General features: G+C 45.7%; 11 protein-coding genes, 8 tRNA genes and 1 rRNA gene (1 of these 20 cut by a window edge). All 20 read left to right on the forward strand.

What is annotated here, in order from left to right:
• Nucleotides 1–1695, forward strand: a 23S ribosomal RNA gene (locus ACK8P5_RS01045); it begins 1233 nt to the left of the window's first position.
• A gap of 139 nt (nucleotides 1696–1834) precedes the next feature.
• A tRNA-Ser gene (locus tag ACK8P5_RS01050) sits at nucleotides 1835–1926 on the forward strand.
• 34 nt (nucleotides 1927–1960) lie between these two features.
• Nucleotides 1961–2037 (forward strand) — tRNA-Met (locus tag ACK8P5_RS01055).
• A 9-nt stretch (nucleotides 2038–2046) separates the two neighbouring features.
• Nucleotides 2047–2122, forward strand: a tRNA-Val gene (locus ACK8P5_RS01060).
• Nucleotides 2123–2142: 20 nt separating this feature from the next.
• Nucleotides 2143–2218: transfer RNA gene (locus tag ACK8P5_RS01065), tRNA-Thr, on the forward strand.
• A 14-nt stretch (nucleotides 2219–2232) separates the two neighbouring features.
• Nucleotides 2233–2309: transfer RNA gene (locus ACK8P5_RS01070), tRNA-Asp, on the forward strand.
• A gap of 74 nt (nucleotides 2310–2383) precedes the next feature.
• A tRNA-Phe gene (locus ACK8P5_RS01075) sits at nucleotides 2384–2456 on the forward strand.
• A 12-nt stretch (nucleotides 2457–2468) separates the two neighbouring features.
• A tRNA-Tyr gene (locus tag ACK8P5_RS01080) sits at nucleotides 2469–2554 on the forward strand.
• 7 nt (nucleotides 2555–2561) lie between these two features.
• Nucleotides 2562–2634: transfer RNA gene (locus ACK8P5_RS01085), tRNA-Lys, on the forward strand.
• Between the two features lie 105 nt (nucleotides 2635–2739).
• Nucleotides 2740–3945, forward strand: a complete 1206-nt coding sequence (locus ACK8P5_RS01090) for a PucR family transcriptional regulator (protein ID WP_422659165.1) — start codon at nucleotides 2740–2742, stop codon at nucleotides 3943–3945.
• A gap of 105 nt (nucleotides 3946–4050) precedes the next feature.
• Nucleotides 4051–5175, forward strand: coding sequence for an ABC transporter ATP-binding protein (locus ACK8P5_RS01095; RefSeq protein ID WP_422659166.1), 1125 nt, complete (start codon nucleotides 4051–4053; stop codon nucleotides 5173–5175).
• Nucleotides 5176–5681: 506 nt separating this feature from the next.
• A complete protein-coding gene (gene hprK, locus ACK8P5_RS01100) occupies nucleotides 5682–6620 on the forward strand; it encodes an HPr(Ser) kinase/phosphatase (protein WP_422659167.1) in 939 nt (312 codons plus the stop codon).
• A gap of 11 nt (nucleotides 6621–6631) precedes the next feature.
• Nucleotides 6632–7750, forward strand: coding sequence for a prolipoprotein diacylglyceryl transferase (lgt, locus tag ACK8P5_RS01105; RefSeq protein WP_422659168.1), 1119 nt, complete (start codon nucleotides 6632–6634; stop codon nucleotides 7748–7750).
• A 6-nt stretch (nucleotides 7751–7756) separates the two neighbouring features.
• The gene (gene ppaX, locus ACK8P5_RS01110; RefSeq protein WP_422659169.1) at nucleotides 7757–8410 is read left to right on the forward strand and encodes a pyrophosphatase PpaX; all 654 of its coding nucleotides are present in this window, start codon (nucleotides 7757–7759) and stop codon (nucleotides 8408–8410) included.
• A gap of 13 nt (nucleotides 8411–8423) precedes the next feature.
• Nucleotides 8424–8930 carry an acyltransferase gene (locus ACK8P5_RS01115; RefSeq protein ID WP_422659170.1) on the forward strand — a complete coding sequence of 169 codons (507 nt, stop codon included), beginning with the start codon at nucleotides 8424–8426 and terminating at the stop codon, nucleotides 8928–8930.
• A 279-nt stretch (nucleotides 8931–9209) separates the two neighbouring features.
• Nucleotides 9210–10406: an acyltransferase gene (locus ACK8P5_RS01120; RefSeq protein WP_422659171.1), complete on the forward strand. Its 1197-nt coding sequence runs from the start codon at nucleotides 9210–9212 to the stop codon at nucleotides 10404–10406.
• 308 nt (nucleotides 10407–10714) lie between these two features.
• On the forward strand, nucleotides 10715–11911 hold the full coding sequence (locus tag ACK8P5_RS01125; RefSeq protein ID WP_422659172.1) for an ATP phosphoribosyltransferase regulatory subunit: 1197 nt from the start codon (nucleotides 10715–10717) through the stop codon (nucleotides 11909–11911).
• A 30-nt stretch (nucleotides 11912–11941) separates the two neighbouring features.
• Nucleotides 11942–12580: an ATP phosphoribosyltransferase gene (gene hisG, locus ACK8P5_RS01130; protein WP_422659173.1), complete on the forward strand. Its 639-nt coding sequence runs from the start codon at nucleotides 11942–11944 to the stop codon at nucleotides 12578–12580.
• 52 nt (nucleotides 12581–12632) lie between these two features.
• Nucleotides 12633–13937 carry a histidinol dehydrogenase gene (hisD, locus tag ACK8P5_RS01135; protein ID WP_422659174.1) on the forward strand — a complete coding sequence of 435 codons (1305 nt, stop codon included), beginning with the start codon at nucleotides 12633–12635 and terminating at the stop codon, nucleotides 13935–13937.
• Nucleotides 13934–14539, forward strand: a complete 606-nt coding sequence (gene hisB, locus ACK8P5_RS01140) for an imidazoleglycerol-phosphate dehydratase HisB (protein WP_422659175.1) — start codon at nucleotides 13934–13936, stop codon at nucleotides 14537–14539. Before hisD ends, hisB begins: the two co-directional genes overlap by 4 nt.

The following is a 14539-nucleotide window of genomic DNA, read 5'->3' on the forward strand; positions in this document are numbered from 1 at the left end:
TAGGGGAGCGTTGTATGTAGGTTGAAGGTGTACCGTAAGGAGCGCTGGACAGCATACAAGTGAGAATGCCGGTATGAGTAACGAAAAGATCAGTGAGAATCTGATCCGCCGAAAGCCCAAGGTTTCCTGAGGAAGGTTCGTCCGCTCAGGGTAAGTCGGGACCTAAGGTGAGGCCGAAAGGCGTAATCGAAGGACAACAGGTTGAAATTCCTGTACCACCGTAAACCGTTATGAACGATGGGGTGACGCAGGAGGGTAGTGACGCGGACTGATGGATGTCCGTCCAAGCAGTGAGGCTGATGTGTAGGCAAATCCGCACATCGTTAAGGCTGGGCTGTGATGGGGAGTGAAAATTATAGTAGCGAAGGTCATGATCTCACACTGCCAAGAAAAGCCTCTAGTCAGGTGAAGGTGCCCGTACCGCAAACCGACACAGGTAGGCGAGAAGAGAATTCTAAGGCGCGCGGAAGAACTCTCGTTAAGGAACTCGGCAAAATGACCCCGTAACTTCGGGAGAAGGGGTGCCCCGGTAGTGTGAATAGCACGAGGGGGCCGCAGTGAAAAGGCCCAAGCGACTGTTTAACAAAAACACAGGTCTGTGCGAAGCCGTAAGGCGAAGTATACGGGCTGACGCCTGCCCGGTGCTGGAAGGTTAAGGGGAGTGGTTAGGAGCAATCCGAAGCTATGAACCGAAGCCCCAGTAAACGGCGGCCGTAACTATAACGGTCCTAAGGTAGCGAAATTCCTTGTCAGGTAAATTCTGACCCGCACGAATGGCGTAACGATTTGGGCGCTGTCTCAACGAGAGATCCGGTGAAATTTTAATACCTGTGAAGATGCAGGTTACCCGCGACAAGACGGAAAGACCCCATGGAGCTTTACTGCAGCTTGATATTGGATTTGGGTACGATCTGTACAGGATAGGTGGGAGCCTAAGAAACAGGAGCGCAAGCTTCTGTGGAGGCGCCGTTGGGATACCACCCTGATCGTATCTAGGTTCTAACCTAGTACCGTGAACCGGTGCGGGGACAGTGTCTGGTGGGCAGTTTGACTGGGGCGGTCGCCTCCTAAAGAGTAACGGAGGCGCCCCAAGGTTCCCTCAGAATGGTTGGAAATCATTCGAAGAGTGCAAAGGCATAAGGGAGCTTGACTGCGAGACCTACAAGTCGAGCAGGGACGAAAGTCGGGCTTAGTGATCCGGTGGTACCGCATGGAAGGGCCATCGCTCAACGGATAAAAGCTACCCTGGGGATAACAGGCTTATCTCCCCCAAGAGTCCACATCGACGGGGAGGTTTGGCACCTCGATGTCGGCTCATCGCATCCTGGGGCTGAAGTAGGTCCCAAGGGTTGGGCTGTTCGCCCATTAAAGCGGTACGCGAGCTGGGTTCAGAACGTCGTGAGACAGTTCGGTCCCTATCTGTCGTGGGCGTAGGAAATTTGAGAGGAGCTGTCCTTAGTACGAGAGGACCGGGATGGACATACCGCTGGTGCACCAGTTGTTCCGCCAGGAGCATGGCTGGGTAGCTACGTATGGACGGGATAAGCGCTGAAAGCATCTAAGCGTGAAGCCCCCCTCAAGATGAGATTTCCCAGTATGTAAGACCCCTTGAAGACGACGAGGTAGATAGGTTGGAGGTGGAAGTGCAGCAATGCATGGAGCTGACCAATACTAATCGGTCGAGGGCTTATCCTACAAGCTTCACGCTGTGAAGCTCGCATCGAAAGCATCTGCTTTGGTCCGGTGTGAGTTACGGTGAAGCACTAATCGCAAATTCAAGTTTCGTATCTAGTTTTCAGGGAGTCAATCTCTGTAACTTGCATAAGGTTATGATGGAGAGATACCCAAGTGGCTATAAGGGGACCCTCTGCTAAGGGGTTAGACTGCGTAAGCGGTGCGAGGGTTCGAATCCCTCTCTCTCCGCCATTTATATAACCTGAATGTAATCCTGTATTGATATGGCGGTGTAGCTCAGCTGGCTAGAGCGTACGGTTCATACCCGTGAGGTCGGGGGTTCGATCCCCTCCGCCGCTACCATACATACCTGGAGGCTTAGCTCAGCTGGGAGAGCATCTGCCTTACAAGCAGAGGGTCGGGGGTTCGAACCCCTCAGCCTCCACCATTGAATTTTTAATTGAATACGCCGGTGTAGCTCAACTGGTAGAGCAACTGACTTGTAATCAGTAGGTTGGGGGTTCAAGTCCTCTCGCCGGCACCAGTTATTTTAAATGCGGAACTGTGGTGTAGAGGCCTAACATGCCTGCCTGTCACGCAGGAGATCGCGGGTTCGAATCCCGTCAGTTCCGCCATTTATTATATTAAATGGCTGGGTAAATGTGCGAAGTTAAATCGCTTCACACTATTTTTTTATTAAACTAAATATGGCTCGGTAGCTCAGTCGGTAGAGCAGAGGACTGAAAATCCTCGTGTCGGCGGTTCGATTCCGTCCCGAGCCACCTTTTAATCCTGGAGGATTAGCGAAGTGGCCAAACGCATCAGACTGTAAATCTGCTCCCTTACGGGTTCGGTGGTTCGAATCCATCATCCTCCACCAGTTTTATGAGCCATTAGCTCAGTTGGTAGAGCACCTGACTTTTAATCAGGGTGTCGAAGGTTCGAGTCCTTCATGGCTCATCACAGAAGTCGTCAACTATGTTGACGGCTTTTTTGTATATATTTCAGTTGACTGCTATAGATATGCTAAAATAATAAGAAAAAGACAAAGTGGTGGAGTCATCAATGACGGAGATAGAGCAAATACTGCAGAGTTTGAAGAGCACGCTGGGTATTCCTATGACACTTAAATCGTTGAATGAGCAAGAGTCTGAATTGCTGCTCGAATCTATAACAATCCCCAGTCTTCATAGTCAGACAACAAGTGATATTGGACCTTTTAATGAAATGAACATAAAGATACCAATGATAGAACAGTCGGAAGCAGGAATCTCTTATCATCTAGAGCAGGGTGAAGTGTGGTTTTCAATTCCTGTGAAGAATAATGTACCTATTATAATTTCAGTCCCGTCTGATAAGGTGACCGAGACTGAGGTGAAGCTAATTGGACTTTTATTATCTAATCTTGTTTATAACGATCCATCTACTAAGCTCCAACGGTATAGTAGTAAGGCAGAAGAAGAACATTACGCGCTTAAACTGGGAGAATGGCTAAACGAGCGCATAAAAGCTGATGAGTTATACGCTACTCTACCAGATGAGCTAGCTAATAGAATATCTCTATCGGAAGAAGTAATTCCTTTTTTACTTGTGAATGAAAGTGAGCATCCCACCGATACAACCTTCAAATCGCTTCAGAGGTTGCTTCGTAGTTATTTTGATGGGGAAGTTGTATTAGTACCTCTTCAGGAGAAGGCATGGCTTGTTCTTGCTGATCCGCAGCTTTTGGATGGTTTGGTAGATGAGAAGGAAGAGATTCCAGGCGAAGGAGATCAGGACTTACTGACACTCTTTTGTATGGGTCTATATGAGCTGGTATCGAATGAGTGGGTGGGTGACTTCCATATTGCCGCAATCCCAGCCATTAAGGTAGCCGAAGGTTTACCTTGCATGCTTAGACAACTTCGCGAAACGATGGTTATCGGACGAACTTTTCAAGTGAAAGAACATATTCATTTATCGACCGGGCTTCATCTGGAACGTTTGTTATTTAGTATTCCTGAAGTGCAGCGAAACCGCTTCCTAGAGGAGTACGGGAGCCACCATACAGATGTGTTTGAAGATGCCGAAACACTGTCTACGCTCGAAAGTTTTTTTGAATTAGATTGTAATGTTAGTGAAACGGCAAAGCGTTTGTATATTCACCGTAATACTCTTTTATACCGTTTAGATAAGATAAAACAAGAGACTGGACTTGATGTTCGGAGCTTCGGAGATGCTGTTTTGGTTAAAATTACTCTTCTATTGTATAAAGTGACGAAAAGAAAATAAGATTTTTGTGCAGATTGTGTATAGTCAGTCAGAAGTCTATAGGTTAATATTAAGACTATAAAATGTATTCGATTTCATAACACTTAATATGAGGGGGCAACAAGCATGGCAGGCGTACGTTTAGAGCACATTTATAAGAAATATGCAGGATCCGATAAGGCAACAGTAATCGATGTTAACCTCGATATTAAAGATAAAGAGTTTCTGGTATTGGTAGGACCTTCCGGTTGCGGTAAATCCACAACTTTGCGGATGATCGCTGGACTTGAAGAAATTTCTGAAGGTAAACTCTACATTGGTGACCGCGTTGTTAACGATGTAGCTCCTAAAGACCGTGATATCGCGATGGTATTCCAATCCTATGCCTTGTATCCGCATATGAATGTGTACCAGAACATGGCCTTCGGCTTGAAACTTCGTAAAGTGAAGAAGGACGAAATCGACAAACGTGTACGTGAAGCAGCAAGAATCTTGGATATCGAACATTTGCTAGAGCGTAAACCGAAAGCTCTTTCCGGTGGTCAGCGTCAGCGTGTTGCCTTGGGCCGTGCGATTGTCCGTGATCCACAAGTCTTCTTGATGGATGAGCCTCTTTCCAACTTGGATGCAAAACTTCGTGGTCAGATGCGTGCCGAAATTACAAAGCTGGTTAAGCGTCTTGAAACCACTTGTATCTATGTAACGCATGACCAAACAGAAGCTATGACGATGGGTGACCGTATCGTTGTTATGCAGGATGGTATCATCCAGCAGGCTGATTCTCCAGAACAGCTTTACAACAGCCCAAGCAACTTGTTCGTTGCAGGCTTTATTGGTTCCCCTACTATGAACTTTATCAACGGTAAATTGTCCGAGCAAAACGGAGGCGTATTCTTTACAGCTGAAGGTTTGAACGTTCAAGTACCAGGTGGTAAAGCACAACTTTTGAAGAACAAATCCCTGATTGGTAAAGAAGTTATCATGGGACTTCGTCCAGAAGATATTCATGAAGAGCCAGTGTTCTTGGAAGCATCTCCAAACACGATCTTCACTGCAAAAGTTGACGTTACTGAGAACCTCGGTCACGAAATGCTCTTGTATCTGAGTGGTTTGGGTGCAGAGACTGTTATTGGCCGTGTAGACGGACGTTCTACAACTCGTGAAGGTGATAACGTTAAATTGGCAATTGACATGAACAAAGTTCATATCTTCGATAAAGAGACCGAACTGAACGTTTTGTTGGGAGACTAATTCTCCGACAGTCGGGTTCCGAGAAAAACCGCCCTGTGAGGCGGTTTTTTTTGTTATTTCTATAGATGGACCTCAAAGTAGATTAGAAGATTTGTAGACGATAACAACAAGTATCTGATGATCACGAATTAAGTTTGAAGTTATGTCGAAGAAGGTTTTTAAATCGTAGCTGAGTACAATCTACAGAGAATATAAAAGTTACGATGATATGTGTTTGGATATATCAAACCTTACTAGAAAAACCTGGCAACATTGCATTTAGTGCTATTTTCCTTTAAGATATCAGGAAGTAAGGCTTACATAATTGATCTAAGGATAAGCATTTACATGAGGATGAAATGAAGTGTGTTATGCGGATTATGGCGGGTACATTAACTCCATCGGATTAAATATTTAGGTGGGGAGCTAGTCTGTATACTCCATTACTAACGATACATGTGTGAGCGGATCAACAGTTGGTTCGCGATATGATTTCTAACAACATACGGACGAAAAGGGGTATAACCATGGCCAAAAAAGTGAAAGTGTCTGAACTGGTACAGCAGTTCCAAATGGAGGTCATCTCCGGAGATGAAGGCTTGAAACGCCAAATAACAACAGACGATCTTAACCGACCCGGTCTGGAAATGGCGGGGTATTTTGAGTATCATCCACGTGAGCGTGTTCAGCTATTGGGACGGACGGAATTAGCTTTTTTTGCAATGTTAAAGCCAGAGGAGCGCAGAGATCGTATGCGGAGTCTCTGTACAGATGAGACGCCTTGTATTATTATTACTCGCTCGTTGGATGTTCCTGAAGAGCTAGTTGAGGTTAGTAATGAAACGGGTCTACCGGTATTGAGAAGCAGTATGGCGACAACGATTTTGACAAGCCGGATTACTGGATTTTTAGAGCGGAAACTTGCACCGACTACTACGATTCATGGGGTTCTATGTGATGTCTATGGTGTAGGCATGCTGATTACAGGTACAAGCGGTATTGGTAAAAGTGAAACAGCGCTCGAGCTTGTGAAAAGGGGTCACCGTCTTATTGCGGACGATGCGGTTGAAATCCGTCAGACGTCTGACTTCCAGTTACACGGTACAGCTCCGGAGTTAATCCGTCATTTGTTAGAGATCCGTGGTGTAGGTATCATTAACGTAATGACACTGTTTGGTGCGGGTGCCGTGCGAAACAATAAAAGGATTACTTTGGTTGTTCGTCTCGAAGCTTGGCAGCAGGATAAACAGTATGATCGTTTGGGTTTGGATGAAGAAAAGACACGTATTATTGATACCGATGTTCCTCTCGTTACCATCCCAGTTCGTCCGGGGCGGAACTTGGCTGTTATTATTGAGGTTGCGGCCATGAACTACCGTTTGAAACAAATGGGCTTGAATGCAGCATTGCAGTTTACGAACAAACTAACAGCTACAATTGCTGATGATATGGATGATCTGGACTAGGGGGGAATTGAATGTCTACATTGCTGATCGATCCGATCGCTTTCTCGATCGGATCGCTGCGCGTCCATTGGTATGGAATTATTCTAGGGTTGGGAGCTTTGGCAGGTCTTCTGCTTGTAATCCGTGAAGGAAAACGTTTTGGCATTCCACAAGAGTTCTTCATGGACCTCTTGCTCTTGGGTGTTCCTTCGGCCATTATAGGCGCGAGAATATATTATGTGGCTTTTAAATGGGAAGATTATAAAGATAACTTCCTTGATGTATTCAAGATTTGGAATGGTGGTATTGCCATTTATGGAGCACTAATCGGTGCTATCATATGTGCAATCATCTATGTGCGCTATAAGGGATATAATTTTTGGAGGATTGCAGATTTATGTGCACCTTCGCTATTGTTAGGTCAACTTATTGGCCGCTGGGGTAACTTTGTCAATCAAGAAGCATATGGTGGGCCTGTAGAAGAATCATTCTTACGCAATAGTCTGCACCTTCCTGACTTCATTGTAAACCAGATGAATGTTGATGGTGTGTTCCATCATCCAACCTTTTTATATGAATCCGTGTGGAACCTTGTTGGACTAGTATTATTGCTTGTACTTCGAAGACAAAAGTTTCTGCGTGTAGGTGAGCTATTCATTGGATATTTCATTTGGTATTCGATCGGTCGTTTCTATATCGAGGCTGTACGTACGGATAGCTTGGCATTCCAAGGTTCTTCGTTCCTTGAATCCATTATTAATAGTTTGTGGGCTCCAATGACCTGGATGGGATTTGAGCAAGGCTACTTAGATCCTGCATATGGAAACATTCGGATTTCTCAGCTATTGCCGATACTTATCGTAATTGTGGGAGTTATATGGATTGTTGTAAGACGGGTAACGGGAAGAGCGAATGAACGTTACTTAGACCCGATTGTATGTACTAAACCAGGATCGGGTCCAACACCAGAGGCAACACTTGATCGGAAACCACAGCAAGGAAACAAACCGCAGGCAAATCAGTCAACACCTTCTAACCCTGGTCCTGTGCATGATAAGAGTGCATCAGACTTGGTGGAAACTGCGGAATCTGAAAGATCCTCTAAGCATGACACTTCGATCAATAAAGATGCGGAAGACAAAAAGGAGTAGGGCAACGTGATTGAAACCGTACTATTTGATCTGGATGGCACCATTATTGATACGAATGATCTGATTATTGCCTCATTTATGCATGTCTTTGAAAAGGGACCTAATGGTCCCCTGACGAGGGAAGGTATTATTCCTCATATGGGAACGACACTGGAGTACCAGCTCCAGAAGTTCTCTGGTATGGAGGACGTTACATCTCTGGTTCCCCTTTATCGGGCTTATAGTCAGGAACATCACGATAACATGGTTAAGCCATTTCCTTATGTAAATGAAGTTGTGGAGTGGCTACATGCTCAAGGGATTTCTATGGGTATTGTAACCACTAAGATACGTCCGGGTACACTGATGACCTTAGAGAAGTTCAATCTGGATAAGTATATGTCTGCGGTTGTAACGGTTAATGATGTGGAGAATCCGAAACCGCATCCTGAGCCGGTGCTGAAGGCGATAGAAGCCATTGGATGTAATCCGGAAACGACCTTAATGGTGGGTGACAGTGCTGTAGATATCCAGTCAGCAAAGGCTGCTGGCGTTCAAGCTGCTGGCGTCGCTTGGTCGCTGAAAGGTGAGCAGGTGCTACGGGATTACGGAGCTGATTATATTTTGAAGGATATGCGGGACATTTATTCAATCGTAGGACAGAAACAGATACAGGAATAGGAGCCAAGGTGCAATGGCCAGAAAGGTAACTCGCCACCCTGTGGAAGGGCATAACGCGCTGTGGCATATATACAGCACAGTGAGTCCGTTCAAGGGTGTTAAGAACTTTATATTTGTGCAATTGGCCCGTTACTGTCCTGTCCTCCCGATGAAGAACTGGATCTACCGGAATATGCTCGGGATGAAGGTTGGCAAGCATACCGCTTTTGGATTAATGGTTATGGTGGACGTCTTCTACCCTGAGAAGATAACCGTGGGGGAGAACTCGGTCATAGGCTATAACACAACAATTCTGGCGCATGAATACCTTATACGGGAATATCGGCTTGGGGAAGTTATCATCGGTGAGAATGTATTGATCGGTGCGAACACGACTATTTTGCCGGGTGTGACGATAGGTGATGGTGCAGTAGTTGCGGCCGGCGCTGTCGTACATAAGGATGTGGCACCGGGTGCATTTGTGGGTGGCAATCCGCTTCGGGAGCTCAAACGGGTGACACCGGAAGATGAGTCAATTTGAGACAATGTGTCGTCACAGGTTCCAAAATAGCTTGTTTTATTGTAAAATGAGTAGGGCAAATAACGTAAAAAATAATTAATGGTCCCCTAGGTAACTGCCTTGTGGGGCCTTTTCGTTGGTAGGAACGTGTGAAATCACACACTGCCCGTATTGTTATGATAAAAAAACATGCTATTGTCTTCACGCTCTGTTGTCACTATCGTCAAGCTGAGCGTTTTTTTATATTATTACTTGCTGGGTCTGTTTCTACTCAATTTCACTAAAGGGGAAATTTAAAATATGGGAGCTACTCAAATTAGAAAGGAACGGCTACCGCAGCTTGATATTTATCGGGCACTGGCCATTCTGGGCGTACTGCATGTGCATGCGACCTCATTTGCAACGGTGGATGCGATTGATTCTCGCTTCTATTATATTATTAATTTTTTGAACATATTTTTTAAGTACGGGACACCTTCATTTATTTTTCTGAGCAGCTTTGTTCTGTTCTACAATTATTATGATCGTCCTTTGACGAGAAGCTTGATTACTAACTTCTACAAGAGACGGCTTTTGTATATTTTGCTACCTTATCTACTCATTTCGATCGTATACTTTTTCGTAAGACTTGATCAAAATGGATTGCTTAACAGTTCGATCGATTGGAGTGCACAAATACCTACATTCTTTGAGCGTCTGTCCAAGGGTCAGAACTATACGCATCTATACTTTGTGTTCATTAGCTTACAGTTCTATATTCTATTCCCGTTATTCCTGAAGCTATTGAAGTCTTCTAAATTCCTTGTGCGCTGGGCAGTCCCGATCGGGTTCTTGCTGCAATGGGGCTTTATCGTCTGGAATAAATACGAGCTGCATTATGCTACCAAAGGAAGCTTGGCGATTTCTTATCTAGCTTACTACTTGCTGGGTGCTTACCTAGCCATTAATTATGATAAATATAAAGTATGGTTAACCTCAGGCTGGAAGAAACAAACACGCCGTCAAAAGTCTGCTACGATTGCGCTGTGGGCTGGCTGGCTGATACTGGCTCTGACACATGTACAGATCTGGTATAACACACGTCTGCATGGAGCGAAGTATGACTCATTAGTATATGAATTCCTGTGGAATATACACACCGTCTTCTCCGCTATCGTATTAATGCAGGCTGCGAACTGGCTGTATAACAGTGGATGGAAAAAGATCGTTGCCCTTTTAACGCGGATTGGTGAGCTTTCCTTTGCGATTTACTTGATGCATCCGTTGTGGCTTAACTTTTATCGTGAGCATAAATTCGGTCTGAATCCAGTGACAGATGATTACTTGATTTGGGTTTACGGTGGTATGGTGACGGCTCTCATTGTGACTGCATTATTTGTACAATTAATAATGAAATATATTCCGGGTTCATGGGTGCTGCTCGGCAGTGTACCACGTTCCTTGAAGCCAAAAGATCCAGCCAAACAGGATTCGGGAAAGAAATCGGTTGGTATGTAGTTTTAAATAAATCATTGCACTTATATAATTCATAAAATGCTGGCATTGAGCCAGCATGAAGCCGTCCGGTTATTGGACGGCTTTTTTATTTATACTCTACTTGTTAGATAGGAGTAGGTTATAATAACAGGAGCAACCTGGTTTATTTTACCTTGGGGATAAGAGGCTAATTATTTGAAATAAGGACAAGTCATAAACGGATTGACGATGCAACTAAATGTATGGTAACATATGCAATATTCTTTACTTTGGTAGCATATTAGCACTTTAATGTGATAAAGAACAATATAGATTCGAGGTGTAACGTCATGTCTAAACCTAAAGGCTTTGAAAAACCGGCTGGCGTCCGTGATTATTTACCTCACGCGGTAGTGAGACTGCGTCAGATTGAGCACCAAGTCCTTGCCTGTATGGACCGGTGGGGATATCAACAGATTATGACGCCAACGATGGAGTATTACGATACGGTTGGAGTCGCAAGTTCAACGTCTGATCAGAAACTGTTCAAACTGCTCAACAATCGGGGAACGACGATGGTTCTACGTTCGGATATTACAGCTCCGATTGCCAGAGTTGTATCGTCTTTGCTGAAAGAGGAGCCACTTCCTATCCGTCTCTCTTACCATGCCAATGTGTTTCGTGCGATTGAAGAAGAAGCTGGGCGGGAAGCTGAGTTTTTCCAGACGGGTGTGGAACTTGTAGGTGACGACTCACCTGAGGCAGATGCTGAGGTTGTAGCTCTGGCAATTGAATCACTACAGGCCGCTGGGGTGGAGAAATTCCGAATCGCTCTAGGTCATGTAGGCTTCCTAAATGGGTTACTGGAAGAGGTATTGCCTGACAGGATTGAAGATCAGGAGAATCTAAAGCATGACTTGTTAGATCGAGATTATGTGGGGTACCGGAATACGATATCTGGGCTGGATCTGACGGATGTCCAAACCGATAAGCTAGAGGGCATCCTTAGACTTCGAGGCGGTCGGGAGATATGTGAGCAAGCGCTGGAGCTAAGCAGTGATCCATTGGCCCGTGCATCCATAGAACATTTATGCAAGGTGTGGGAAGTGATTGAAGCTTACAATGTCTCGGAACATGTGCTAATCGATCTGACGATGATCGGAGACTTCTCTTATTATACGGGAATGACTTTTGAAGGTTATGCTGCTGAGATTGGCTCACCTGTTGCAAGTGGTGGACGTTACGATAAGCTGTTACAGCAATTTGGACGGAATGTGCCGGCAACTGGGTTTGCCTTAAAGACAAATCGAATCCTGGATGGTGTTCAGGTCAAGGAAGCTTCGGAACAGCTTCCGGTATTAGTTCAGTATACAGCAGAGCAGCGTAAGGAAGGATTGACGCAGGCAGCTTTATTACGCAGCGAAGGAAGAGTGGTTGTTACTGCACTGATAAGCGGAGAAGATGAGGGATACTTGGCTAGGCAGGAAGATGCTTCTGAGCATGGATTACTTCATAAAGGCTATGCAGAGATTCTCACATTCTCATAAATGTAGACCTAAAGAAAGGAGGTGCGGTTCATGGCAGAAATTTTAAAAGTAGCTATGCCTAAAGGACGAATCTATAAAAAAGCATCTGAGTTATTTCGATCCGCAGGACTTCCTATTCCGATGGATGTGGATGATACGCGTAAGCTAGTTATTTCTTTGCCGGAGGCAGGAATGGAATTTATTCTGGCCAAGCCGGTCGACGTGCCAACCTATGTGGAATACGGGGTAGCAGATATCGGTATCGTAGGTAAGGATGTCTTGCTGGAAGAGAACAAGGATGTATATGAGCTGTTAGACCTCGGTATTGCGAGATGCCGGATGTCAGTTATCGGATTGCCAGACTGGACACCAGGGATTCAGCAGCGTGTTGCAACTAAATATCCGAATGTAGCATCACAGTATTTCCGTGAACAGGGTCAGCAGGTTGAGGTTGTGAAGCTGAATGGATCAATCGAGCTTGCACCACTGATTGGGCTTGCTGATCGGATTGTAGATATGGTAGAGACAGGACAGACGCTTAAGGAGAATGGACTTGTGGAGATGAACAGTCTGTTCGAAATTACAAGCCGGTTGATCGCAAACCGCGTGAGCTATCGGATGAAGAATGGCGAGATTCAAGCGCTGTGTGATCGTCTGCAAAAAGTGATTCTCACTGAAAAAAGCGTATAGAGACATGTAGGGCTGTATGAGCAGGAAGAGGAGAGGTAAGGGGGAATCTACGATGAAAGTTGTATCGGCACGTGATTTCAAGCTGCAACGGGAGAGCGATTACGGAACCCCAGCGCAGAATGAAACGGTGAAAAAGGTGGTTCAAGCGGTACGTGCAGAAGGAGATGCCGCGCTGCTGCGTTATACTGAAGAATTCGACAAAATGAAGCTTAAAGCGCATGAACTTCGTGTGCCAGAAGCTGAACTGAAGGCAGCTTATGATCATGTTGAGCCATCTTTTGTGACTGCTATACAGGCTGCGGCAGACAATATCCGAGCTTTCCACATGAAGCAGAAGCGTAATTCCTGGATGGATCTTCAGCCCGATGGCAGCATTCTTGGGCAGATCATCCGGCCTTTGAAGCGAGTCGGTGTCTACGTTCCTGGTGGAAAAGCTGCTTATCCCTCCTCTGTGCTCATGAATGTAATTCCGGCACAAGTAGCGGGAGTACCCGAGATTGTGATGGTTACACCACCAGCAACTCGGGGGATCGAGGGGATTGATCCTTACATTCTCGTTGCTGCAGCTGAAGCGGGTGTAACAGAGATTTACCGTGTGGGGGGAGCTCAGGCCATTGCCGCACTGGCTTATGGTACGGATTCGATTGCGCCAGTAGATAAAATCTGCGGTCCAGGAAATATTTATGTCGCTTTGGCTAAACGGGAAGTATACGGTGTGGTCAACATAGACAGTATGGCAGGACCTAGCGAAATTATAGTGCTGGCTGATGATACAGCTCAGCCGTCATTTGTTGCTGCAGATCTTCTGTCTCAAGCGGAGCATGATGAGATGGCATCGGCCGTACTTGTAACGCCGTCACAGGCACTTGCTGAAGCCGTATCCGCTGAGGTCGAGCGTCAACTTGAGTTGTTGCCACGTAGGGACATCGCTCGTGCCTCTGTGGACAGCTATGGGGCAATTATCGTAACAGATTCCCTGAAGGAAGGGATTGAACTGGTTAATCGGTTGGCACCGGAGCATTTGGAGATTATGACCGAAGAGCCGATGGCGATTGTGGGTCAGATTGAAAATGCGGGCGCTATCTTCCTTGGAGCATACAGCTCGGAGCCTGTTGGCGATTATTTTGCAGGCCCGAACCACATTATTCCGACGAATGGAACAGCTAGATTCTCCTCACCCGTCGATCTGGATGATTTTATTAAGAAATCGAGCATGATTTATTACAGCAAAGAGGCACTGCTTCGTGATGGTGAGACCATTATGGAGCTAGCTCGGCGCGAGGGACTAGAAGGCCACGCACGGGCAATCGCTGTTCGGCTGGAGCAAGAGTCAAATACAGGGGGGCAATCATCGTGAGCAGTTTTGAAGCAAAAGGGCGGACATCGAGTGTCAGCCGTAAAACAAACGAAACAGACATTTCCTTGAAGTTTAACGTAGATGGAACCGGTGTATCTGAGCTGGAGACGGACGTTCCTTTTCTAAACCATATGCTCGATCTATTCACGAAGCACGGTCAATTCGATCTTAATGTAAAAGCGAACGGGGATATCGAGATTGATGATCATCATACGGTAGAAGATATCGGCATTTGTCTGGGTCAAGTATTTCGTGAAGCGCTTGGTGACAAAAAAGGGATTAAGCGCTATGCAAGCGTATTTGTACCCATGGATGAGGCATTGGCTCAAGTCGTGATCGATATTAGCAACCGTCCGCATTTTGAATACCGAGCTGAGTACCCATCCCAGCAGGTTGGATCATTCCACACGGAACTGGTGCATGAGTTTTTGTGGAAGTTCGCACTGGAGGCGAGAGTCACACTACATGTTATCGTGCACTATGGTCACAACACTCACCACATGATTGAGGCGATATTTAAAGCGCTTGGTCGTGCGCTTGATGAAGCAACAAGCATTGATCCTCGTGTAACAGGTGTGCCATCCACGAAGGGAGTACTGTAA

Origin of the sequence: Paenibacillus sp. EC2-1 (genome assembly GCF_049311625.1) — a bacterium.
Lineage (GTDB): Bacteria > Bacillota > Bacilli > Paenibacillales > Paenibacillaceae > Paenibacillus_AQ.